17 protein-coding genes, 2 tRNA genes and 4 pseudogenes are annotated in these 20,344 nt (G+C 59.5%); 6 read left to right on the top strand and 17 right to left on the bottom strand.

What is annotated here, in order from left to right:
* Nucleotides 1–70: 70 nt before the first annotated feature.
* From ACO6VD_RS23300 to ACO6VD_RS23355, 12 genes are all read right to left on the bottom strand, one after another.
* On the bottom strand, nt 71–1,909 hold the full coding sequence (locus ACO6VD_RS23300; protein ID WP_422422343.1) for a prolyl oligopeptidase family serine peptidase: 1,839 nt from the start codon (nt 1,907–1,909) through the stop codon (nt 71–73).
* Entirely contained in the window at nt 1,875–3,035 is a 1,161-nt protein-coding gene (gene pqqE / locus ACO6VD_RS23305; protein WP_422422344.1) for a pyrroloquinoline quinone biosynthesis protein PqqE, read from the bottom strand. The genes ACO6VD_RS23300 and pqqE overlap by 35 nt, the downstream gene beginning before the upstream one ends.
* Complete coding sequence (gene pqqD / locus ACO6VD_RS23310) at nt 3,007–3,282, bottom strand: pyrroloquinoline quinone biosynthesis peptide chaperone PqqD (protein WP_422422345.1); 276 nt, start codon at nt 3,280–3,282, stop codon at nt 3,007–3,009. The genes pqqE and pqqD overlap by 29 nt, the downstream gene beginning before the upstream one ends.
* The gene (gene pqqC / locus ACO6VD_RS23315) at nt 3,279–4,034 is read right to left on the bottom strand and encodes a pyrroloquinoline-quinone synthase PqqC (protein ID WP_400171041.1); all 756 of its coding nucleotides are present in this window, start codon (nt 4,032–4,034) and stop codon (nt 3,279–3,281) included. Before pqqC ends, pqqD begins: the two co-directional genes overlap by 4 nt.
* An 11-nt stretch (nt 4,035–4,045) precedes the next feature.
* On the bottom strand, nt 4,046–4,957 hold the full coding sequence (gene pqqB / locus ACO6VD_RS23320; protein WP_422422346.1) for a pyrroloquinoline quinone biosynthesis protein PqqB: 912 nt from the start codon (nt 4,955–4,957) through the stop codon (nt 4,046–4,048).
* 68 nt (nt 4,958–5,025) lie between these two features.
* A complete protein-coding gene (gene pqqA, locus ACO6VD_RS23325; RefSeq protein ID WP_008365141.1) occupies nt 5,026–5,097 on the bottom strand; it encodes a pyrroloquinoline quinone precursor peptide PqqA in 72 nt (23 codons plus the stop codon).
* A gap of 157 nt (nt 5,098–5,254) precedes the next feature.
* Complete coding sequence (gene pqqF, locus ACO6VD_RS23330; protein ID WP_422422347.1) at nt 5,255–7,603, bottom strand: pyrroloquinoline quinone biosynthesis protein PqqF; 2,349 nt, start codon at nt 7,601–7,603, stop codon at nt 5,255–5,257.
* A 38-nt stretch (nt 7,604–7,641) separates the two neighbouring features.
* The gene (locus ACO6VD_RS23335; protein WP_422422348.1) at nt 7,642–8,445 is read right to left on the bottom strand and encodes a carbon-nitrogen hydrolase family protein; all 804 of its coding nucleotides are present in this window, start codon (nt 8,443–8,445) and stop codon (nt 7,642–7,644) included.
* 13 nt (nt 8,446–8,458) lie between these two features.
* Nucleotides 8,459–10,141, bottom strand: a complete 1,683-nt coding sequence (locus ACO6VD_RS23340) for a flavin monoamine oxidase family protein (RefSeq protein WP_422422349.1) — start codon at nt 10,139–10,141, stop codon at nt 8,459–8,461.
* Between the two features lie 171 nt (nt 10,142–10,312).
* A complete protein-coding gene (locus ACO6VD_RS23345) occupies nt 10,313–10,774 on the bottom strand; it encodes an Lrp/AsnC family transcriptional regulator (RefSeq protein ID WP_400171036.1) in 462 nt (153 codons plus the stop codon).
* Nucleotides 10,775–10,866: 92 nt separating this feature from the next.
* Nucleotides 10,867–11,658, bottom strand: coding sequence for a lipopolysaccharide biosynthesis protein (locus tag ACO6VD_RS23350; protein WP_422422350.1), 792 nt, complete (start codon nt 11,656–11,658; stop codon nt 10,867–10,869).
* Nucleotides 11,659–11,839: 181 nt separating this feature from the next.
* Nucleotides 11,840–11,919, bottom strand: a tRNA-OTHER gene (locus ACO6VD_RS23355).
* A gap of 341 nt (nt 11,920–12,260) precedes the next feature.
* Between ACO6VD_RS23355 and ACO6VD_RS23360 the strand changes: the two genes are divergently transcribed.
* Nucleotides 12,261–14,060 (top strand): DUF4209 domain-containing protein, encoded by a 1,800-nt coding sequence (locus ACO6VD_RS23360; protein WP_422422351.1) that lies wholly within the window; start codon nt 12,261–12,263, stop codon nt 14,058–14,060.
* Here the strand turns inward: ACO6VD_RS23360 and ACO6VD_RS23365 are convergent.
* The 4 genes and pseudogenes from ACO6VD_RS23365 to ACO6VD_RS23380 all read right to left on the bottom strand — a co-directional run.
* Nucleotides 14,055–15,026, bottom strand: a complete 972-nt coding sequence (locus ACO6VD_RS23365) for a hypothetical protein (RefSeq protein WP_422422352.1) — start codon at nt 15,024–15,026, stop codon at nt 14,055–14,057. The two genes, ACO6VD_RS23360 and ACO6VD_RS23365, sit on opposite strands and share 6 nt — an antisense overlap.
* Nucleotides 14,999–15,703: a hypothetical protein gene (locus ACO6VD_RS23370; RefSeq protein ID WP_422422353.1), complete on the bottom strand. Its 705-nt coding sequence runs from the start codon at nt 15,701–15,703 to the stop codon at nt 14,999–15,001. The genes ACO6VD_RS23365 and ACO6VD_RS23370 overlap by 28 nt, the downstream gene beginning before the upstream one ends.
* A complete protein-coding gene (locus ACO6VD_RS23375; protein ID WP_422422354.1) occupies nt 15,700–16,245 on the bottom strand; it encodes a DNA-binding protein in 546 nt (181 codons plus the stop codon). The genes ACO6VD_RS23370 and ACO6VD_RS23375 overlap by 4 nt, the downstream gene beginning before the upstream one ends.
* Nucleotides 16,242–16,877 (bottom strand): annotated as a pseudogene (locus tag ACO6VD_RS23380) (hypothetical protein); the annotation flags it as partial. The pseudogene ACO6VD_RS23380 and the gene ACO6VD_RS23375, both read right to left, overlap by 4 nt.
* Between ACO6VD_RS23380 and ACO6VD_RS23385 the strand changes: the two are divergent.
* The 5 genes and pseudogenes from ACO6VD_RS23385 to ACO6VD_RS23405 form a co-directional block, all read left to right on the top strand.
* Nucleotides 16,861–17,391 (top strand): annotated as a pseudogene (locus tag ACO6VD_RS23385) (P2 family phage major capsid protein); the annotation flags it as partial. The pseudogenes ACO6VD_RS23380 and ACO6VD_RS23385 sit on opposite strands and share 17 nt — an antisense overlap.
* The gene (gene gpM, locus ACO6VD_RS23390) at nt 17,388–18,119 is read left to right on the top strand and encodes a phage terminase small subunit (RefSeq protein WP_422422355.1); all 732 of its coding nucleotides are present in this window, start codon (nt 17,388–17,390) and stop codon (nt 18,117–18,119) included. The pseudogene ACO6VD_RS23385 and the gene gpM, both read left to right, overlap by 4 nt.
* Nucleotides 18,119–19,243 (top strand): annotated as a pseudogene (locus ACO6VD_RS23395) (phage tail tape measure protein); the annotation flags it as partial. The gene gpM and the pseudogene ACO6VD_RS23395, both read left to right, overlap by 1 nt.
* Nucleotides 19,244–19,245: 2 nt before the next feature.
* Nucleotides 19,246–19,596: pseudogene (locus ACO6VD_RS23400) on the top strand (tyrosine-type recombinase/integrase); the annotation flags it as partial.
* Nucleotides 19,586–20,188, top strand: coding sequence for a hypothetical protein (locus tag ACO6VD_RS23405; protein ID WP_422422356.1), 603 nt, complete (start codon nt 19,586–19,588; stop codon nt 20,186–20,188). The pseudogene ACO6VD_RS23400 and the gene ACO6VD_RS23405, both read left to right, overlap by 11 nt.
* Before the next feature lie 69 nt (nt 20,189–20,257).
* On the opposite strand, the gene ACO6VD_RS23410 is transcribed toward ACO6VD_RS23405, so the two are convergent.
* Nucleotides 20,258–20,334 (bottom strand) — tRNA-Ile (locus ACO6VD_RS23410).
* Between the last annotated feature and the right edge of the window lie 10 nt (nt 20,335–20,344).

Genomic DNA, 20,344 nt, shown 5'->3' on the forward strand with positions numbered 1-20,344 from the left:
AGGGGGAACGCACCCACCAAAAGAGGATTCGCAACGGTGGGGGGGGGCGTGCTTCCCCCGCGATAGCGATCTAAAGGCCCGCTAGCACTCGACGATAAAAACGCCATTCCTCTTCCAGCGCATGAGCCAGATTGGCTGCCGTGCGAAAGCCATGACGTTCCGACGGGTAGAAATGCCCTTCGGCACGGATGCCATTGGCCTTGAGCGCGGTGAGCATCGAACGGGTCTGTTCGGGGACCACCACGGCATCCAGCTCGCCCTGGAAGAAGATCACCGGCACCTTGATCTGTGAGGCGTGCAGGAGCGGCGTACGTTGCCGGTAGCGCTCGGCATCCTCAAGCGGATCGCCGATCAGCCAGTCCAGGTAATCACCTTCGAACTTGTGCGTGGCCCGGGCCAGCGCCTGGGGATCGCTGACGCCATACAGGCTGGCGCCGGCGCGGAAGACATCATGAAAGGCCAGGGCACACAGGGTGGTGTAGCCACCGGCACTGCCGCCACGGATAAACGCTTGGGTGGGGTCGATCAGGTTACGCCCGGCCAGGTGTTCGACCACGGCGCAGGCATCTTCGACATCGATCTCGCCCCAGCGCAAATGCAGGGCCTGGCGATAGCTGCGACCGTAGCCGCTGCTGCCACGGTAGTTGAGGTCCGCCACGGCAAAACCGCGCTGGGTCCAGTACTGGATGCGCGGGTCGAGCGCCGGGTAGCAGGCCGAAGTCGGGCCGCCATGGATGAAGACGATCAAGGGCGGCCGCTTGCTGCCGTTCATGGCCGGATAGAAGAAACCATGAGCGGTGCCGTCACCGCTGGGGTAGCACAACGACTGTGGGCGGCTGATACGTTCGGCCGGCAAAGGCGACGCGCCACCGGCCAGAACCTGCACGCGATGATCCGTGCGGTCGATGGCAATCACAGCCGACGGGCAGGTAGGCGACGCGGCGATGGCATAGAGATAATTCTGGTCCAGGTCCAGGCAGCGTAAACGGCTGTAGTCGGTTTCGACCCGTTGCCGCGAGCCATCGGCATGGCTCAGGCCCAGCCGACTGAAGCCGTCTTCGAACCAGGTCGCCAGGTAGTGATGCTCACCCAGCGGTAGCCAGGTACAGGCGCCCAGTTGCCAAGGGGCTGCCGCGTGATCAGCGTTCACCGCCGGTAGGGCACTCCAGCCCTGGGCGGTTTCGCCCCAGGGTTGCCAGAAGCCGTTGCGATCGGACAGGCAGTACAGGCGGCCACGTCCATCGAAGCGAGGCTGTTGCAGGGATTGCGCCGGGCCTTCGCTGCCGGCGATGCCGCGTGCCTCGCCCCATTTCCCATCGTCCATGCGCTCGCGGCAGAGCAGGCGAGTGGCGGTCCAGGGCTGATCGGGCCGGCTCCACTCGATCCACGCCAGGCGCGTGCCATCGGTACTCAGGGTGGGGGCGGCGTAGAAGTCTGCGCCCTCGGCCAGCACCTCGCGTTGCTGTGCACTGATTGCTACCAGGCGGTGTTCGACCTGATCGGGCCCATGGGTTTCTTCCACAGCCAGTACCTGGCCCGCGGCCCAGCGCAGATCGCCGTAACGGCGCTCGCCCTGGGTGAGTGGTTGGGGTACATCACCCGACAGGTTCTGGGTGTAGAGCTGCTGGTCGGCTTCGTTGACGAACACCAGGCCCTCATCGCTCAGGCAGAAGCTGCCACCCCCGTACTCGTAGACCCGGCTGCGCACGCTGAAGCCATCTGGCGTCAGGCAATGGGCCTGGCCGTTGCGCCAGTGCCAGACCCGGCAGGCGCCATCGCGGGGACGAAATTCATTCCAGAACAAGCCCTGCGGCCCGACGCGCAATTCGGCGAAGTCGGTGCCGGCAGCCACCGCCTGTTCGGCGCTGAAACGCTCAGCCGCGGACGATGACACGGGAGTTTCGCTCATTGCGGAAGGTCAACTGATCAATGTTCAACTGGGCGTGCTCGGCTTCTTCGCGGGCTTTGAGGATGATGTCATGGTGTGCTGACTTGGCGCACACCGGGTCGGCATTGCTGGCGTCGCCGGTGAGCATGAAGGCCTGGCAGCGGCAGCCGCCGAAGTCCTTTTCTTTTTCGTCGCACGAGCGGCACGGTTCGGGCATCCAGTCATAACCGCGAAAGCGGTTGAAGCCGAACGAGTCGTACCAGATGTGCTGCATGCTGTGCTCGCGCACATTTGGAAACTGCACTGGCAACTGACGGGCACCATGGCACGGCAGCGCGGTGCCGTCCGGCGTCACCGTGAGGAACACGCTGCCCCAACCGTTCATGCAGCCTTTGGGGCGTTCTTCATAGTAGTCAGGGGTCACGAAAATCAGCTTGCACGGATTGCCGGCAGCCTTGAGTCGTTCCCGGTACTCGTTGGTGATACGCTCGGCCCGCTCCAGCTGCGCGCGGGTCGGCAACAAACCGACGCGGTTCAAATGCGCCCAGCCATAGAACTGGCAGGTGGCCAATTCAACAAAGTCGGCTTCGAGGGCGATACACAGCTCGATGATGCGGTCGATCTTGTCGATGTTGTGCCGGTGGGTGACGAAGTTCAGCACCATTGGATAGCCATGGGCTTTGACCGCCCGGGCCATCTCCAGCTTCTGTGCGAAGGCCTTTTTCGAGCCCGCGAGCAGGTTGTTGACCTGCTCGTCGCTGGCCTGGAAGCTGATCTGGATGTGATCCAGCCCTGCCTCTTTGAAGGCGGCGATTTTTGCCTCGGTCAGGCCGATGCCGGAGGTGATCAGGTTGGTGTAGTAACCCAGTCGCCGCCCTTCACCGATCAACTCGGCGAGGTCCTGGCGCACAAGCGGCTCACCACCGGAAAAGCCCAGCTGCGCCGCGCCCATTTCCCGCGCCTCGGCCATTACCTTGAACCACTGTTCGGTACTCAGCTCTTGACCCTGGGCGGCGAAGTCCAGCGGATTGGAGCAGTACGGGCATTGCAGCGGGCAGCGGTAGGTCAGCTCGGCGAGCAGCCACAGCGGCAGGCCGACTTCAGGTTTGGCCGGTACGTCACTCAAGGACGATCCAGTGTTCGGCACGGGCGACCTCCATGAATTGCTCGATGTCGTCACCGAGCTCGGGGACACCGGGGAACTGCTGGTCCAGCTCGGCAATGATCGCTGCCACATCACGCTGGCCATCGATCAGCCCGCCGATCAGGGCGGCGCTTTCATTGAGTTTGATCATGCCCTCCGGGTAGAGCAGGACGTGCCCCTTTTGCGCCGGTTCGTACTGGAAACGATAACCCGGGCGCCATTTCGGGGTGAGTGCGCGATCAAAACTCATAGGGCGATTCCTTTGTGCCAGACCCGTTCACTGGTGACACTGTGATAGGGCGGTCGGTTCAGCTCATAGGCCATGCTCATGGCATCGAGCATGCTCCAGAGAATATCCAGCTTGAACTGCAGGATCTCCAGCATGCGCTGCTGGCCCTCAACTGTAGTGTAGTGCTGCAGGGTGATTGCCAGCCCGTGCTCGACATCGCGACGGGCCTGGCCCAGACGGGTGCGGAAGTATTCGTAGCCGGCCGGGTCGATCCACGGGTAGTGCTGTGGCCAGCTGTCCAGGCGCGACTGGTGGATCTGTGGCGCGAACAGTTCGGTCAGCGAACTGCTGGCCGCTTCCTGCCAGCTGGCGCGGCGGGCGAAGTTGACGTAGGCATCGACGGCGAAACGTACGCCCGGCAGTACCAGCTCCTGGGAGCGCAGCTGGTCGGGGTCGAGGCCGACAGCCTGGCCGAGACGCAACCACGCTTCGATGCCACCGTCCTCACCCGGCGCACCGTCATGATCGAGCAGGCGCTGAATCCACTCGCGGCGAATCTCGCGGTCCGGACAGTTGGCGAGGATCGCGGCGTCCTTGAGCGGGATGTTGACCTGATAGTAGAAGCGGTTGGCAACCCAGCCCTGGATCTGTTCGCGGCTAGCACGGCCTTCATACATCGCCACATGGTAGGGGTGATGGATGTGGTAGTAGGCGCCCTTGGCGCGCAGGGCGTGTTCGAATTCGGCGGGGGACAGCGCTTTGGCGTCGCTCATGTCGGCTCCTGCTAGAGAGTGATGCTCATGCCGTCGAAGGCGACTTCGACGCCACGGCGATCCAGTTCGGCGCGTTCGGCCGAGTCTTCATCGAGAATCGGGTTGGTGTTGTTGATGTGGATAAGCACCTTGCGCTGCGCAGGGAAGCCTTCCAGCACTTCAAGCATGCCACCGGGGCCGTTCTGCGCCAGGTGACCCATTTCCCGACCGGTGCGGGTGCCGACACCGCGGCGCTGCATTTCAGCATCCTCCCACAGGGTACCGTCGACCAGCAGGCAATCGGCCTCAGCCATCATCTGCAGCAGCGTGTCGTCCACCTGGCCCAGGCCCGGGGCGTAGAAGAGTTTGCCCCCGGTGCGCAGGTCTTCGACCATCAGCCCGAGGTTGTCGCCCGGGTGCGGGTCGAAACGGTGCGGCGAGTAGGGTGGTGCGGCGCTGCGCAACGGGAAGGGCGTGAAACGCAGGTTCGGGCAGGCCTCGATGAAGAAGCTACCCTGCAGTTCGATGCGGTTCCACTGCAGGCCGCCGTTCCAGTGGCTGAGCATGGTGAACAGCGGAAAGCCGGTGCTCAGGTCCTGGTGGACCATCTCGGTGCACCACACTTGATGCGGGCAACCTTCACGCAGACTCAGCAGGCCGGTGGTGTGATCGATCTGGCTGTCGAGCAGGACAATGGCGTCGATGCCGCTGTCGCGCAGGGCTCGCGCCGGCTGCATGGGCGCGAAGGCTTGCAGTTGCGCGCGGATATCCGGCGAGGCGTTGCACAGCACCCAGTGCACACCGTCGTCCGAGAGGGCAATCGACGACTGGGTACGCGCCGTGGCGCGCAAGGTACCGTCGCGAAAGCCTTTGCAGTTCACGCAGTTGCAGTTCCACTGCGGGAAGCCGCCACCGGCGGCGGAACCTAGAATCTGGATGTACATGGCCACTCCTGCCGGGTCTTGAAATAAAAAACGCCCCGGCTGACCGAGGCGTTGTAGCGCAGGCAAACTCAGCGGCTGGCGAAGTACATGGTCACTTCGAAGCCGATGCGCAGGTCAGTGTAAGCAGGTTTGGTCCACATGGAATGACTCCTTCCGGATGGGGCTGGGTTGGGCGGTTACTGGTTTAGTCCGCGCGGATGACGAGGGGTTCCACTCGCCGAGATTGCGCTATCTTACTAAAAACTACGTACTGAATGGTTAAATCTAAGATAAATGCCGTTACATATTCGGTAAGAATCACCCGCTAACCCAGGTGCCACCTTCGGCTGCGGGGCCATTGGCCAGGATCAGCCAGCCTCGTTTGGCGTGCAAAAGATCCTCGGCACGCTGTCGCAATTTCGCGTCATCGATGGCGAGAATTTCTGTCTGCAGATCATTCAGCGTCGCCTGGCTGCGGCCCGCCAGCTGTGCCTGCCAGGCCCATTCGGCGACATCGGCATTGCTCATGGCGGCTTCGCTCATTTGTTCGGCAAGGGCCTGGCGCACGTCGGGGCTAACGCTAAGTGTAGACGGCAGGGCAGTGAGGAAATCTTCGAAATGGGCGAGGATCTGCGCGTGGCTGACACTCGGCGACTGCACACCGAACAGCAGGCCACTGACGCCCTGAATCTGACGAAAGGCGCTGAATACCGCGTAGCCCAGTTGTAGCTCGACCCGCAGACGCTGATAGAACGGCCCTTGAATGTGCTGTGCCAGCAAACGGGCACTGGCTTCTTCCGTGATCGTCACGGGGCAGAACAGCAGTAATGCCTGTTCACTGGCCAGGGGTGGCAGGTAGTGCCAGCTGCGAACAGATTCTGCAACTATCAGCTGATGTGTGCCCGGACGCCCGGGGACATTCTGCAGCACAGCGTTGAGCGCGTGTTGCGTGCTTTCGCCAAACCCTGTGGCCATGGCCTGCCATCGAGCATGTTTCCACACCGCTTTCAGGTCGCTTTGCCCGAGAGTACACGCGGGCGAGGGGGCTTGATTTGGGCCGATGATCTGTTCAGGAAGCTGACGGAGCAAGGCGCGAATAGGCATGGCGTCGGCTTCACTCGCAGGCTTCGCAGCCCAGCTGGACGCATTGGGTTGCTGTAGTGCCTCCAGCGCTTCTCGGGTTACGGCGACCACCGTTTCAGGTACACCGGCGCAGCGCAACTGCCAGAACCTGCCACAGGTTTCGAACTGCAACGTCACGCCAGTCCTTGCCGCACGATCACGCAGTGGCTGCAAAGCCCGGTCCAGAACCTGCCAGAGTTGATCGCGTGCGGCCGCCGTCAGCTGCCAGCGCAGATAGACGACACCCTGCTGACGCTCAGGCGGTAGTAGCGGACTCAACTGCAGACCCGTAGGTACCGGGATGGCTGGGTGGTTGGTGTAATGCACGTTGAGCAAGGGTTCTGGGGCAGGTAAATGCCAGTCTTCAGTGCACGCTGGCGTAGCGTCTTGCAGCAGGCCATCGAGCAAACTGTCGAGGGCGTACCGGGCTTGCTCACTCAGTGCTTTATGAGGCCGGGCAGCACTGTCACGACAGGCCAGGTCCAAGGCTGTCGCCGCCTGGGCGCGGCACTCTTGCAGGTGTGCGTATTCCTGGTACAGCCCCGACCGGTCCACATCGCGGAAGAACCTCAACCAACTCTGAACAAGCGCCTGTGCCTGCTCGCTTGAGGCAGCATCCTTGAGCTTCAGCCGGATGTGCAGCAGCGCCTGACCGGCAAAACTGTACAGCGGCGAACACTCAATCGATTGCACTCCGCCGCGCTGACGAAGTGCCGCCAGCAGTCCACCTGGCCGGGCATCGGTCAGCCAGGTGGTGAGAAAGTCGATGGCCTGCTCCATGCCCGCCGGTTGTTGCTCGACGGCATACAGCAGATCCAGTTGCTGAGCGCTCAGTTGAGGTCCAAGCTTTTCGCCGACAAGCGTCGATGGTTGCGCCTGCGTGATCCGAACACCACTGGCCAAATAGCTGGCAGTACCACGGGCCAACGCTTCGAGTTGCTCAAGGCTTTGTGGCCCGCTCAGGCTCAGAATCATCTGGCCTGCCTGGTAGTAGCGCTGGTGGTAACCCTGCAACGCTGTCTGAAAGTCGCGGCTGTGCACGGGGAGGCTGTAGCGGTTGCCGGCCTGGAATCCACTCAGGGGGTGTTGGCTGGATACCCTCTGCAGCAGGGCAAACTGAGTCTGGGCGTGGGGATTGCGCGACCAGGCGATGAATTCGGCATGGATCACTTCACGTTCGCGCAACTGACGTTGCGGATCAAATACCGGCTGCGCAAGCATGTCGCACAGGCGCTCGAGGCCGCCGGCAAATGCCGCTTGCGGGACTTCGAAGAAATAGTCGGTGGTGCGCTCACGGGTGCTGGCATTGATCTGGCCACCATGATGCTGCACGTAGCGCATCAGGCCATCGTCGAGTGGAAAACGGTCGTTGCCGAGAAACAACAGGTGTTCGAGAAAATGCGCGAGACCCGCATAGGCGCGCGGGGCGTCATGACTGCCGGCCATGACCCGCACGGCCGCGGCGCAGCGCTTGAGCTGCGGGGCATGACGCAGGGTGACCTGCAGGCCATTGTCGAGGGTGAAGTGTTGCACAGTGCTGGGCATGACGGTTCCGTTGTAGCGCGAACCGTCATGCTAGCGGATTATTCGCGCGCTCGCGGATTGCCGTAGAGCTCAGGGCGCAAGTCGAGCAGGTAAGGCGTGGTCGCGCGTCCTTCGTGCACCCGTTGCAGTTCCAGGTCTGCCTGCAGCAGCGTGGTATCGCGTCCGGCCATGGCCAGAATGCTGCCGTCCGGGCCGACAATGCTGCTTTGTCCGCAGTAGTGGATCTCGTCTTCGGCACCGCAGTAGTTGGCATAGACCAGGTAGCACTGGTTCTCGTAGGCGCGCGTGCGCACGGTCACCTGTGCAACAAAGTCATAGGGCACCATGTTCGCGGTCGGCACCAGAATCAGCTCGGCACCGGCCAGGGCCAGGCGCCGGGCATTTTCCGGAAACTCGATGTCGTAGCAGATCAGCAAACCCAGGCGCCAGCCGTTCAGCTCCACCACCGGGAAATGGTCTGGTCCCGGGCTGAACATCGCCCGGTCCAGGCCGCCGAACAGATGGGTCTTGCGGTAATTGCACAGGCTGCTGCCGTGGGCGTCGATCAATTGCACGGCGTTGTAGATCCGGCCGTCCTCGGACAGCTCCGGGTAGCCATAGGCAATGGCGATGCGATTGCTCTGGGCGATCTCCACCACGGCCATGGCCGACGGCCCGTCTTCGGCTTCGGCCAGACGCTCCACGGCTTCGCTGCCGATGTTGTAGCCGGTCAGGAACATTTCCGGGCACACCAGCAACTCTACGCCACGAGCGGCGGCCAGTTGCGCCTGCTGGTGCAGGCGCTCGAGGTTGCCGGGTACGTCCAGTGGCTGCGGTGCACCTTGGAACAGCGCGATGCGCATGGTGTTACTCCCGTCAGTCGGCGAGGGCGATCGGTCCGATGTCGTTGAACACATCGCCCGGGCCTGGGTTGTCTGGATGGGTATGCCCACCGAAGTGATTCATGATACCCCACACCGCATTGAGCGAGGTTTGCACCGCGCCTTCGACCCAGGCCGGCGTCCACGACACATCGTCCCCGGCAATGAACATGCCGCGTTGTTCGGCAGGCATGTCCTGCTGCATGAAGTGCGCGTACATGCGCTGGTTGTAACGGTAGTGACCGGGCAATGCACCTTTGAACGCGCCGAGGAAATGCGGGTCGGCTTCCCACGACACGGTGATCGGATCACCGATGATATGGCCGGCGATATCGACCTTCGGGTAGATCTTCTTCAGCGCATCGAGGGCCAGCTTCACGCGCTTTTCCACCGGATGGGGGAGCATCTTCAGGGCATCGCTCATCCACGAGTAGGACAGGCAGATCACCCCCGGCTTGTCGTCACCGTTATCGAACAAGTACGTGCCGCGGGTCAGGCGGTCGGTCAGGGTCATGCTCATCAGGTCGCGGCCGGTCTCTGGGTCCTTGTCCTTCCAGAACGGCCGGTCGACCATGACGAAGGTTTTCGACGACTGCATGTAGCGGGTGCGGTCCAGGGCCATCCACATCTTTTGCGAGAACAGCGACTCTTCGCATTCGATCTGGGTGGTCAGCAGCCAGCTCTGGCAGGTGGTGAGCACGGCGGCATAGTGGCGGGTGTCGCCCCAATTGTCGGTTACCGCCAGGCGCCCGTCGGTGTCGCGGGCGATACTCTTGACCCCTGGCCGTGGCGCGCCACGGTGCAGCGAACTGAGGCTGGTGCCTTGCGGCCAGTGCGCGCAACGCTCGGGGACATGACGCCAGATGCCCAGCGGCACCTGCTCGACGCCACCTACTACCAAATGCTGGTGATCGTCGCAGTTGGTCATGACCACGCGGAAGATTTCCAGCATCGAGTTGGGGAAGTCCGAGTCCCAGCCACCGGTACCGAAGCCGACCTGACCGAAGACTTCCCGGTGCAGGAAACTGAGCTTGGCAAAGGCCTTGGAGGTGGCGACGAAATCGTAGAAGGTGCGGTCGTCCCACAACGGCACCAGGGTGTTCCACAGCTCTTTGAGGCGCGGGACATCGCGGTCGCGGATGGCCTGCTGGATATCGCCGAAGCGCGCGCCGTCTTCAAGGGCATCGGCCCAGGCATCGGCGACTTCCTGGAACAGTTTCGGCAGGTCCGAGAGTTTTTCCGCGTAGTGGGTCTGGCCTTCGAGGTCGATGACCGTGCTGCCGGATGCCGGGGTCAGCGGGTTGGGGAAGGGTTTGGTCTCAAGGCCGAGCTTGTCGACATAGTGATAGAACGCTGTGGACGATACCGGGAAGCGCATGCCGCCCAGCTCGGCGATGATCCCGTCGGTGCCTTCGAAGGTTTGCGAGCGCAGTCGCCCGCCCATTTTCGACGCCTCGTAGACCACCGGCTTGAGGCCCAGCTTCATCAACTCATAGGCGGCCACCAGTCCGGCGATACCGGCACCGACAATCGCCACTTCTTCACCGTGGCGCTCGGCCGGGATACTGCCCAGGCCGGCGGGATGCTCGATCCAGTCGTCAAAGGCGAACGGGAAATCCGGGCCGAAGATAGTGACAGGTTTCTTGCCGTCGGCGGGGTGACGATTGTTCTTGTTCATGGGTGACCTTGCCAGGGCTGCGCAGGATGCGAAGCATGAGTATAGGAAAACGCTGGCGGTCAGTTTAGAGGGTTGGAGTTACGTAATTAAGATGCACAGTGGTGTCGATATGTGCTGTTTTTCGTCATTTTGACTTATATGTGCCGCATATTGACCATCACTGTTACACAGTCAAACCGGCTGGCCACGATCAACCTTGCTGCTGAGGATGATCGAAGTGGTGGTTTTTTCTACCCCTTCGATGCTGCCGATCTGGTCGAGCAACTGGTCCAGTTGCTCCGGCGAGTCACTGCGCAGCCAGGCCACATAGTCGAACTCCCCACTCACTGTACACAGCTGCTGGACCTGCCCCATGGCACTCAGGCGACGCACCACGTCCTTGCCCGAGCGTGGCTGCACCTTGATTCCGACATAGGCCTGCAGGCCGCCATCAATCAGGCGCTGGCCCAGACGCACGCCGTAGCCGCTGATGACCTGGGTCTTCTCCAGGCGCGCCAGGCGCGACGTCACCGTGGTGCGGGCGATACCCAACTGGCGGGCGAGCATGGCCACGCTTTCGCGGGCATTGATCTGCAGCAGCGAGATCAGTTGGCGATCGATTTCGTCGAGGGCGACGGGACGGCTGTCGGACATGGAAACTCTCAGGTGTACGCCGCGTAGAGCGGCGTGTGAAGTGAATGCATCAGCCTATCCACACCTCACTCTAGCGAGCAAGCCGCGCATACTCAGGTGCGTACCAGTGCCTGCACTTCGTCGAGGGTTTTGAAGGGAATCACTGCGCGCGGAAGGCGGGAGGAGGGCGACAGATTGTAGACGGCGAAGTCGTCGCCTACTACTGACTCGGCCAGCAGTTCGAAGGACGGCAGGATTCGCGACTCGAAGTGTTGGTCCAGTCCGCAAGGGGACAGTTTGGAGTGCCTGTTTTCGTAGAACCTGCCAGCATTCTGGTTCAGGTCCACGCCAACCAGAAAGACCTTGTTGAAGCCCGCATGATGGGCAATCTGCAGCGCTACGTAAGCCACCGTACGCGCGTCGAAAAAGCCGCGATGCATATTTTTGCTGAATCCCAGGGGTTTCCTGCGGCTTCCTGGAAAGGGGCGATTGCGGATGAGCTCAGGGTCTCTTCGCAGCAGGTCGGTAAACCTCGCTTTGGGCGCCTTGCGCAGAAAATACAGTTTGCCGTGGGCGGCCACACCGGCGGACTTGTACTGATCTTCCCAGAGCGCAACCCGTTCACTGCGACGCATGGCTTCGGCAAACAGCTCGGGCTGCTGATTAGAAAAATCCTTGTCCGTGCAGACATAAAAGAACGGCTTGATTGGCGTATCGAGGAACATGGATATCGCACCGTTCATCGTGATCATCGGAATATCGGAGAACTCCTTGAAAGGAAAGTCCTTTGCCGAACTACCCGAGGCGATCACGAAAACCGAGCCCGATCCTGCATTGCGGCAATCGTCGAAATGGCTGACGCTCAAAGGCACGTCAGAAATCAACCGTGCTGCAGGAGCGTCCATTGTATGAATCCTTAGCGTGCATCAATGATTGGGGGCTTGACTGGGTGAAGCCCGCGTATTTTATAAGCTTTCCTGTCCTGAATGCTAATAGCCTTATGCAGTGTGGACGGCGAGCGATAAGCCCTTTGCATTTCCTGGTGATAGAAAAGCAAAAAGCCGCGCAATGCGCGGCTTTCATTTTTGGTGGGCCCACACGGACTTGAACCGTGGACCAAAGGATTATGAGCCCTCATAAACGACCTGGCTCCATTGGGGAAACCCAGCATTCACTGTGCTTTCAGAGATATATGAGCCTATTGGTTGCAGGTGTTCGTGCCAGGTGTGGACACGATGTGGACACTCGCCCTGCATCAGGTTCACACGTCTTTGCAAAACCTTGCACAGAGTGAAATGCCCCTATGCCCCACAGGGCCCATGGCAGGCTTGGGCGCGACCTCGATTGCATCGCCCCGGGGCTTTGCAATATTTCGCGACGCAAAGCGCGTCGGCGGGAGGGGGATAAGTGATTTTTCCGAGCTATTTTTTTACAGCGCTTGGCTTTACTGGTAAACCTCTATACGAAATGCTGAGACAGTCTCTTTGAAGAGTGCGAAGGAACGGCCATGCCACAAAAAGAACGTAGTGCATCCCCACTGGAGCTACTAAGTGCGATTGAGAAAATAGACGGCTCTGGATGTATGAAATGCTCAGACTACGCTTTGTTGTTTGGCGAGGATTCCGACGATGATGCAATGGCAATCTTAAGCTGGGCCACTTCAATGATGCTTACGCCCAAAAATCCGAATGTGCCTTTCGTACCATTTTTGCGCTTCGGCGACCAATCTAGCCCAAACATAGATACGTTCAGCCTCACTTCCGTGTTTTGTTTATCGGCCATATCCGGAAATATAAAAGACCCCGAGCTCAGGGCAAGAATAAGCGACTTAATTGCAACAAGGATTCCGCGACTTGTTACACAGGCTCACATCGCTGTTGATGCGTACTTTGCATCAGCGCAGCGCTTAACCGCTGCGGGCGAGCATATGAGCGCTATCCGAAGAGTAGAGCGAGCACTCCGCTTAGGATACAAATATAGAAAGGCTCCTGGGGAACGATACTCATCCATTGCGGAGAGTTTAGTGCAACACATAGAGCAAACTGACAAGATTCAGTTTCCATTTGACGCTATACGATTGGTCTATGAGCTAAGAATCAAAGAGGACAGCTGGATCTATGCGCAGTGTCTAATAATCGCCGAGAGTCTTGCTAAAAAAAAGAGACACAGAATCGCTGTTTCATTACTGGAAGTTGCGGTCAGCTGTGCTATATCACTTAATGATAAAGACAAAGAGCAGGATGTCTATAGGAAGATCGCAGACTGCCATATTGACGAAGCTAAAATTCATGACAGCCTATTGAGCTCCAGCTGCCTTATGGCTGCTATCGAAGCACTAGAAAAAATCCCACAAACACGTGAAGAGAGAGATGCCCTGTACATTGAAATGAGGGGGCATCAAAAAGAATGGCGTCACTTCATGACAACCATATCGATTCCTTCGGGCGACGTCACCGATGTAGTCAAAGAGGCTGTTGAATTAGTACAGGGCGTGGATTTTTTTGACAGCCTTTTCAGACTGATATTATTTGTCAGCCAACCCGCTAAGGTCACATCCCTGAAAAACCAGACACGTGAAATGATGCGGGATAGTATTTTTGCCCATCTCGGAGCTGAGCATTTTGATCATGAAGGAATTCCCGTAGCTACGACACCGGCAATGACAGGCAACAGTGAAAATGATGAAGCCACTTGGGCTCACATGATGCGCATGATGCAAATCGCACACACCTTTGAAGTAAAATCCAGAATACTTCCAGCGTTAGAGAGCATAAATAACAGCTTCTACTGGGATAGCGACTTTTGGAAACCTATACTGAGAAACAACCCTTTTGTACCACCTGGACACGCAGAGTATTTTGAACGCGGGCTAAATGCAGGGTTGCATGGAGACTTCGTTACTTCAACCCATCTCCTAATTCCGCAGATCGAAAACTCCCTTCGATACGTATTAAAACAAAAAAGCAAAGAAACATCGCGAAAATACCCTGACGGCACGCAAGAGCGCGACGGATTAAAATACCTGTTAGACCATCAAGATATATTGGACGCTTTTGGGGAGAACATAATCACTGGCCTCAAGTCTATACTTATAGATAAAGTATATGGCGACCTGAGAAACCAGGTATCACACGGCTACGCCCCAAGCAGCCATATGCATAGTGATCCGGCAATTTTTTTGTGGTGGCAAATGCTATACATAACTCTTAGACCATATGCGAACTTCTGGAAAGAACGGTATGGCGCCAACTTTTCCAAAAAATGGGGTAGACCGAAAGAGCCAGCCCACCCTCCTGAAGATTCATAACTTAATACTATTGAGCAGTCCTGAAAAAGCAGACGCTTGAGTAGCATATTGTGAAAACGTAGCAGCATTCGTCGGCGTCGGGCTGGTCGCATGTGTATGAATAGCCAACTGTATATTCATTAGACTCACAAGATCCAAAAGTTCGGACAGTATCTGAAGCACATTAACACTATCCGATCCCAACCAAGTCTTGGGCGCCTGCAGTCGCTGACTGACTTTGGCCACACTGCGACGCAGACCCTGGATCTGCTCCTGCATATCCCCGCCAACCGTGGCGTTGTGCTTCTGGCCGACCACCAGGTTGTAGTCGCGGCCTGTGGCCTGGTGCAGGTCGTCCACAGCGGCCAGGCTGGCCGATCCTCCGGAAAGCAGCTTCATCGCGCCCAGCGCTTCGATCTTCTTCACCCCGCCAACTGACTCGGTCGAATGGTCGTCCACGTTCCTGGTGTGGCTCTGGAAGCTCTCAGTGTTAGCCATGGCTTGCACCTCGCGCTCGATCGCCTTGTCTTGAATCTTTCCGTCAGTCTGGCGCAGCCAGTTACCGTCGGCGTCAACACGTTGCTGGCAAGCTTCACTGTGCTGCCAGACCTGGTCCCCTTTTGGCACCCGGGGCAAGCTCAACCCATGCGGCAGGATCTGCTGGATAAAAGGCTTGTGCGGCAGGCCATAGGCGAAGCTGACCACCACGGTAGTGCCTTCTTCGGGGAAACCGAACATGCCGGCTTCTTGGCCACCCATGGGCGCCGGCAGTGGCAAGCTGTTGAACACCGGCAGGGCCGGGTCGGGCTCGCCGTCCGGGAGCAGCACCTGGACATCAACACCGAAGCGCGGGCGGAAGTCGTCGCACAGCCCGGGCGCCGCCGGCGCATCCGGTACCGCGACCACGCGACCGAAGCGCGGCAAGTGGTAACCCCCGGTGATTTCGGGGAATTGGCGCTCTACTGCGCGCCGGATTGCATCTTCCATTTGATGGCCATCTGGTTGCCGGCGAGTGCCACATGGGTGACGCGTTCGCCGTGGTTGATCGTTGCACCTGGTCGCATCCCGGGCAGGGCTGCAATCATCGCGCTCTGGTTGCCTTGGTAACTGTCGAAAAGCTCGGTAGGCAGTTGCAGCGCGGGTCGGGCGGCAAAGAAGCTGTCCGCCCAACTGCCCACAAATACCTCTCCATCACCTTGCTGCTGCCAGATAAAGTCAGGAATGTTGAACACCTGGGCCAGACTTTCCATCGCCTGATAGCCAGCGGCCAGGCTGTAGAAAAACGGCGTCTTGGTCGTCGCATAGGAACGTTCGGGTACGCGGAAACTCAGGCCGGTATGTCGGCCTAACTCCTCGAGCACGCCGCGCAAATCGACGTGACGTAAGTTCATAGGCAACGGCTTGGCCAAGATCGCGGCCAGCTCGCGGCAGAACAGAACCTGCTGCACCGCGTTGGCCGCTGTGCAGCGCTCGATGTAGCCAATGAAGTGCCGTTGCAGCGGTTTGTCGTTGTAGCCGACATCCAACGTGACCAGGCCTTTCAGAGGCACACCAGTCTGGACAGTGAAAGTTGCCCGCCCCGGGTTGCGCAGCTCCAGCCGGACATCGGCCTGGACCAGGGCATACGAAACGCCGGCGACGGTCAGCACCTGGTGCAGTTTCATTGCCCGCCCCCAAGCCAGTCATCCACCTTTTTCAACGTCGCTTCAAAGCCGCTCAGGCCTTGGCCCTTGGAGCTGCCCTCGCCGCTTGCACCGTCGGTACCGACTGCTGCCCCGGGCCCGGACTGGGCACTAACGCCATTCTTGGGCCGGCGCTTCTCTACCTTCTCCGGGTTGGATTTCTTTTCGGTCAGTCCGAACTGCACTCGCCAACACTGCAGAATGTCGTCTTCCCGGGCGCTGACCCCATCGGAAAACTGCACCTGTCGCATGCCGAATGCCGCCGCCGTGTCATTGACGACTCGATAGGTCTTCAGTTGGCCGCCGCCTTCGGTGGCCTCCGCCAAGCGCATCAAGGCGCGCAACCAAGGATGATCGACGTAGGGAATGGTCAACGTGATGGTCAGGGTTTTGGGCTTGAATCCCTTGTGCGCCGTCTCGGTGTTGCTGGTCTGCCCCGACAGGTCGTCGCTCTCAATGCGCATATTCGCGGTGACTTTCAGGGTCTTGCCCTGAACCGCTTCGCCGTCCAGTAACAGAGTCATAGGCCCACCAGTTCGCGCACGAAACTCAGTCCTTTCTCGGAGCCGACCAGGAGCGCGCCGGCGCTCATGACCCACTCATGGCCTGGGGTATCGCCCTGCAACAGCTCGCGGCGCAAATCGGCAGCATTACCCGGGCCTAGCATGCGCGCGCGAATGCTGGTATCTGCCTGGCCGTCCTGGAGCAAGGCCTGCAGGTCAGCCAGGCCCTGGTCACGCTCTTGCTGTTGCGTGGCCTTGCGGGTGGCGAGTGCAGCGAGGTCGGCGATCGGCGAACTGTCGGCGGCGTAACTCTCCAGGACGGCGATCTGGCCGGCCATCGACTGCTGGGCCGCCTTGACCACGGTGCAGCGCTCCAGCGGCAAAGTCTGCCAGCGCGGTAACGGCGCGGCTTCGGGAATCACCCACTTTTCCGCTTCCAGCTTCGCCAAGTGGCTCGCCCGGCGTTCGGTGCGCACCAGCTCGGGCAGCGGTATCAAAGCGTTGAAACGGGCCAGGCTTGCGGCCAGATGATCGAATCGGGTCGCCAGGAACATCAGGCACAGGGCGAACTGAGGGCCTTCAGCGCTGGTGAACGTGGCCGCGCCATCCAGTTTGCTGGCCAGCTCCTGGACCAGGTTGCTCCAGGACGTGAACAAAGGCTGGTTGCAGCAACTGCGCGAGCAGGCGCCTCAGCAAGTGCTCAAGGAAGGCAAGACGCCGGGCAAAGTAGTCCTGGGGACTGACGGCGACTACGCCAACCTCGACGCCCTGGTGCATGACACTCTGCAACTGGTGGACGAACGCCTGCGCGACGGCGGCGACCTGGTGGCAATCATCGGTTCCGACCTACTCGCCGCCGACAAGGCAAAGCTGTACGCCAAGCAGGGCGACACCCCGACCGAAAAAGAGCGCATTGAAGATGCCCAGGTGATCGCCACCTACGGCGGTTTGCCAGCTTTCAAAGTGCCGTTCTTCCCGGTGAACGCGGTGCTGGTCACCAGTTGGGACAACCTGTCGATCTACTACCAGGACTCCAGCTGGCGTAAGCAGACTGTGGATAACCCGAAACGCTCCCGCGTCGAGGACTACAACAGCCGTAATGAAGGCTACGTGATCGAGCAGCTGGAAAAGATCGCGCTCACCGAAAACGTGGAGCTTGCGGCGTGAGCCTGGCCATGGCGCACAAGCGCCGCATCCTGGCCTTGGGGGGCGCTGCCGCTGTCGCGGCAGCTGCTGCCCCGGCGGCTTACTCCAGTGCTACGGCCCTGGACAGTCCAGCCAACGCCCGTAAGCACTTGATGCTGATGGAAGCCGCCCTGGACCAGGACCTGGAGCGCTTAAGCGCCACCAAAGGCCTGGCCAGTAAACAGGACCTCAAGCGCGACGAGCTATTGCCCAAATACCAGGAGTACGTCCAGCGCTACGCCGCGTCTGGCCTGGTCATGCCTAACCGGGTGTTGGTCTGCGTGATGATCTGGCTTTTCGATACCGCTGAGTTCGACGACGGCCTGGAGCTTGCCGACTTTGCCATGGAGCAAGGGCAGGCCATGCCGGAGCGGTTCGCCAGGGACATTCCGACTTTCGTGGCTGATGCGGTGATCGAGTGGGCCCAGTCTGAGTATCAGGCCAAGCGCAGTCCTGAGCCCTACCTGTCCGACTTGCTGCCCCGCGTGGATGGCCAATGGAAACTACCCGAACAGATCCCGGCCAAGTACCACAAGTTGATCGGTATTCGCGCCATGGAGGCCAAAGACTGGGCGAAGGCCATCAAGCATTTCGAGCGGGCGACCGAGTTGTACCCACCAATCGGTGTTGGCACTCGCCTCGAAAATTGCCGAAAGGCACGGCGCAAACAAGATGCGGCACCGCACTTGCCGCCACCTGAAAACCCTTAGAGAAGCTGGGCGGCCAGACCGCGCTGGCGGTTCAGCTATTCCGCACCAGCGGCTCGGCGATGAAAGACGCCTTCAAGGAAGCCGGCGCCATTGCTACAGCGTCGGGCGTCGATCTAGCCGAGCAAATGGCCGTTATCGGAACGCTAAGCAGCACCATGGAAGGCGGTGACGCCGGCGGTCGCTACAAGGCCTTCTTTGAGAACATCGGTAATGCCTCGGAAAAGCTGGGCATGAAATTCACCGACAACAACGGCAAAGTGCTGCCCATGCTGGACATTCTCGCCAAGCTTGAGGGCAAGTTTGGCGACCTGAGCAACGCCGCTGCCAACAACAAACTGGTCGAGGCCTTCGGCGGCGAAGGCGCCCAGGTAATCGGTGCCCTGGCCAAGGACACCGGACGCCTGAAAAACGGCATCGAGCAGCTCGGCAAGGTTCGGGGCCTGGAGCAGGCCGAGAAAATGGCCAAGGCCATGGTGGACCCTTGGCAGCAGTTCGGCGCAGCAGTTCAGGCACTACGGATCGCCTTTGGCCAAGCGTTGATCCCAATCCTACAACCGCTGATGGATCGCCTGGTGGGTATCGGTCAGACCTTGGTGCGCTGGACTCAGATCTTTCCCAACATCACCCGTGTGATCGGCATCGCGATCCTGGCCATCCTGGGCATCGTGGCCGCGATGAGCGCGTTAACCCTGATCGTGGGTATCAGCAAAATGGTCTGGATGGCCGCGACTATGGCATGGACGCTGTTCACCTGGAGCGGATGGCGCAGCATTGCCATGTTCATGGTTCACACCGTCCAGGGCGCGCTGTTCATTGCCCGCATCGTGGCCATGATCGCGATTATGGGCGTAGCCAAAGGCGCAATGCTGCTGTGGCAGGGCGCGATCTGGCTGGTGAATGCCGCCATGATGGCCAACCCCGTCGCCCTGGTCATTGTCGGGATCATTGCGTTGATCGCCGTTGTGGTCGCCGTCGTCGCGTATTGGGACGAGCTGACCGCCGCGCTGATGGATACCGCTGCGTTTCAGTGGATCGCTGACCAAGTGCAGGCCTTAGGCGCCTGGTTCAGCTCCATGGGCGGCTGGACCGGGATGGCCAAAGCCGCCTGGGACGGCATCGTCTCGATCTAGTGCACTACAGCAAAACGAAGTCGAGCAAGAACCGCACGGTTCCAGTGGCTCTGGATCTGGAGCAGCGCCTGCATCGTTCGTTGCCGTTCACGGTCAGTTACGAGACTTTCCGCCGTGCAGTGGATGCGATTGAGCTGGACCTTCCTGCGGGGCAGTTGACCCACGTTCTGCGACACACGTTCGCTAGCCATTACATGATGAACGGTGGCGATATCATCACGCTGCAAAAAGTTCTGGGTCACTCCACGCTGGCTATGACCCAGAAGTATGCGCATTTCAGCCCTGGGCATATGGCTGAGGTCGTCAACTTGAATCCTTTGGCGCGTAGGGGGCAGGGTGGAATTTGAATCACAGGAGCAACAGGATCTGTTTGGTGCGATTCAACAAGCTTTGCCAAACTTCCCTCCAGACATTGTGTACCACTGGTTACTCCCTTTCGCCCAGGACATAGGTTGGCCACCAGGGCCCAATGATCTGAAGTTCCATAAGGAAACCAGATGGTCAGGAATCCTCAGGTGGCCAATTCAATTTTGGCAGGCGGTGCAGTGGGAGCTTGTAAAAGCCGACACGCAAACGTTGAAGTTTTCTCGCGAATCCCTGAACGGATTTCAGGACATGGTATCGGGCCATGCGTATGGCCGGCAGACGCTACTGACCATTTTCCTCGGCGAGAACAGTAAGAAGCGGTTTTTCACGCAAGTGTTTTCACTGTTTTCAAATGGCACTTTCGAGCAACCGCCGGTGCTACTTAAAAAAGGCGAGTGGCTTGATGTTGTTGATGGAACTCATCGAATGTCGGCAATGGTCTTGGTCATGAGTGACCCGCGCTGGCGCAGAATCCATGAGGCCAAATATCCATCAGCCCCGCTCTCGAATGCACATAACTTCTGGATCGGAACTCCACCTGTGGACGCTTTGTGGACACATGAAGCCGAGTGATGATCTGACTGAAGGGGAAATAGCAGTGCCTAAAACGACGAAAGCCGCGCAATGCGCGGCTTTCTGTTTTGGTGGGCCCACACGGACTTGAACCGTGGACCAAAGGATTATGAGTCCTCTGCTCTAACCAACTGAGCTATAGGCCCCAGTGGTCGC

It is taken from the genome of Pseudomonas sp. GZD-222 (genome assembly GCF_049310525.1).
GTDB lineage: Bacteria > Pseudomonadota > Gammaproteobacteria > Pseudomonadales > Pseudomonadaceae > Aquipseudomonas.

Coding starts and splice junctions, on each gene's coding strand:
- ACO6VD_RS23360 (WP_422422351.1), top strand. CDS start 12,261: ATGCCACAAAAAGAACGTAGTGCATCCCCACTGGAGCTACTAAGTGCG.
- ACO6VD_RS23375 (WP_422422354.1), bottom strand. CDS start 16,245: ATGACTCTGTTACTGGACGGCGAAGCGGTTCAGGGCAAGACCCTGAAA.
- pqqD (WP_422422345.1), bottom strand. CDS start 3,282: ATGAGTTTTGATCGCGCACTCACCCCGAAATGGCGCCCGGGTTATCGT.
- pqqF (WP_422422347.1), bottom strand. CDS start 7,603: ATGCCCAGCACTGTGCAACACTTCACCCTCGACAATGGCCTGCAGGTC.
- ACO6VD_RS23350 (WP_422422350.1), bottom strand. CDS start 11,658: ATGGACGCTCCTGCAGCACGGTTGATTTCTGACGTGCCTTTGAGCGTC.
- pqqB (WP_422422346.1), bottom strand. CDS start 4,957: ATGTACATCCAGATTCTAGGTTCCGCCGCCGGTGGCGGCTTCCCGCAG.
- ACO6VD_RS23365 (WP_422422352.1), bottom strand. CDS start 15,026: ATGGAAGATGCAATCCGGCGCGCAGTAGAGCGCCAATTCCCCGAAATC.
- ACO6VD_RS23340 (WP_422422349.1), bottom strand. CDS start 10,141: ATGAACAAGAACAATCGTCACCCCGCCGACGGCAAGAAACCTGTCACT.
- ACO6VD_RS23300 (WP_422422343.1), bottom strand. CDS start 1,909: ATGAGCGAAACTCCCGTGTCATCGTCCGCGGCTGAGCGTTTCAGCGCC.
- pqqC (WP_400171041.1), bottom strand. CDS start 4,034: ATGAGCGACGCCAAAGCGCTGTCCCCCGCCGAATTCGAACACGCCCTG.
- ACO6VD_RS23335 (WP_422422348.1), bottom strand. CDS start 8,445: ATGCGCATCGCGCTGTTCCAAGGTGCACCGCAGCCACTGGACGTACCC.
- ACO6VD_RS23370 (WP_422422353.1), bottom strand. CDS start 15,703: ATGAAACTGCACCAGGTGCTGACCGTCGCCGGCGTTTCGTATGCCCTG.
- ACO6VD_RS23345 (WP_400171036.1), bottom strand. CDS start 10,774: ATGTCCGACAGCCGTCCCGTCGCCCTCGACGAAATCGATCGCCAACTG.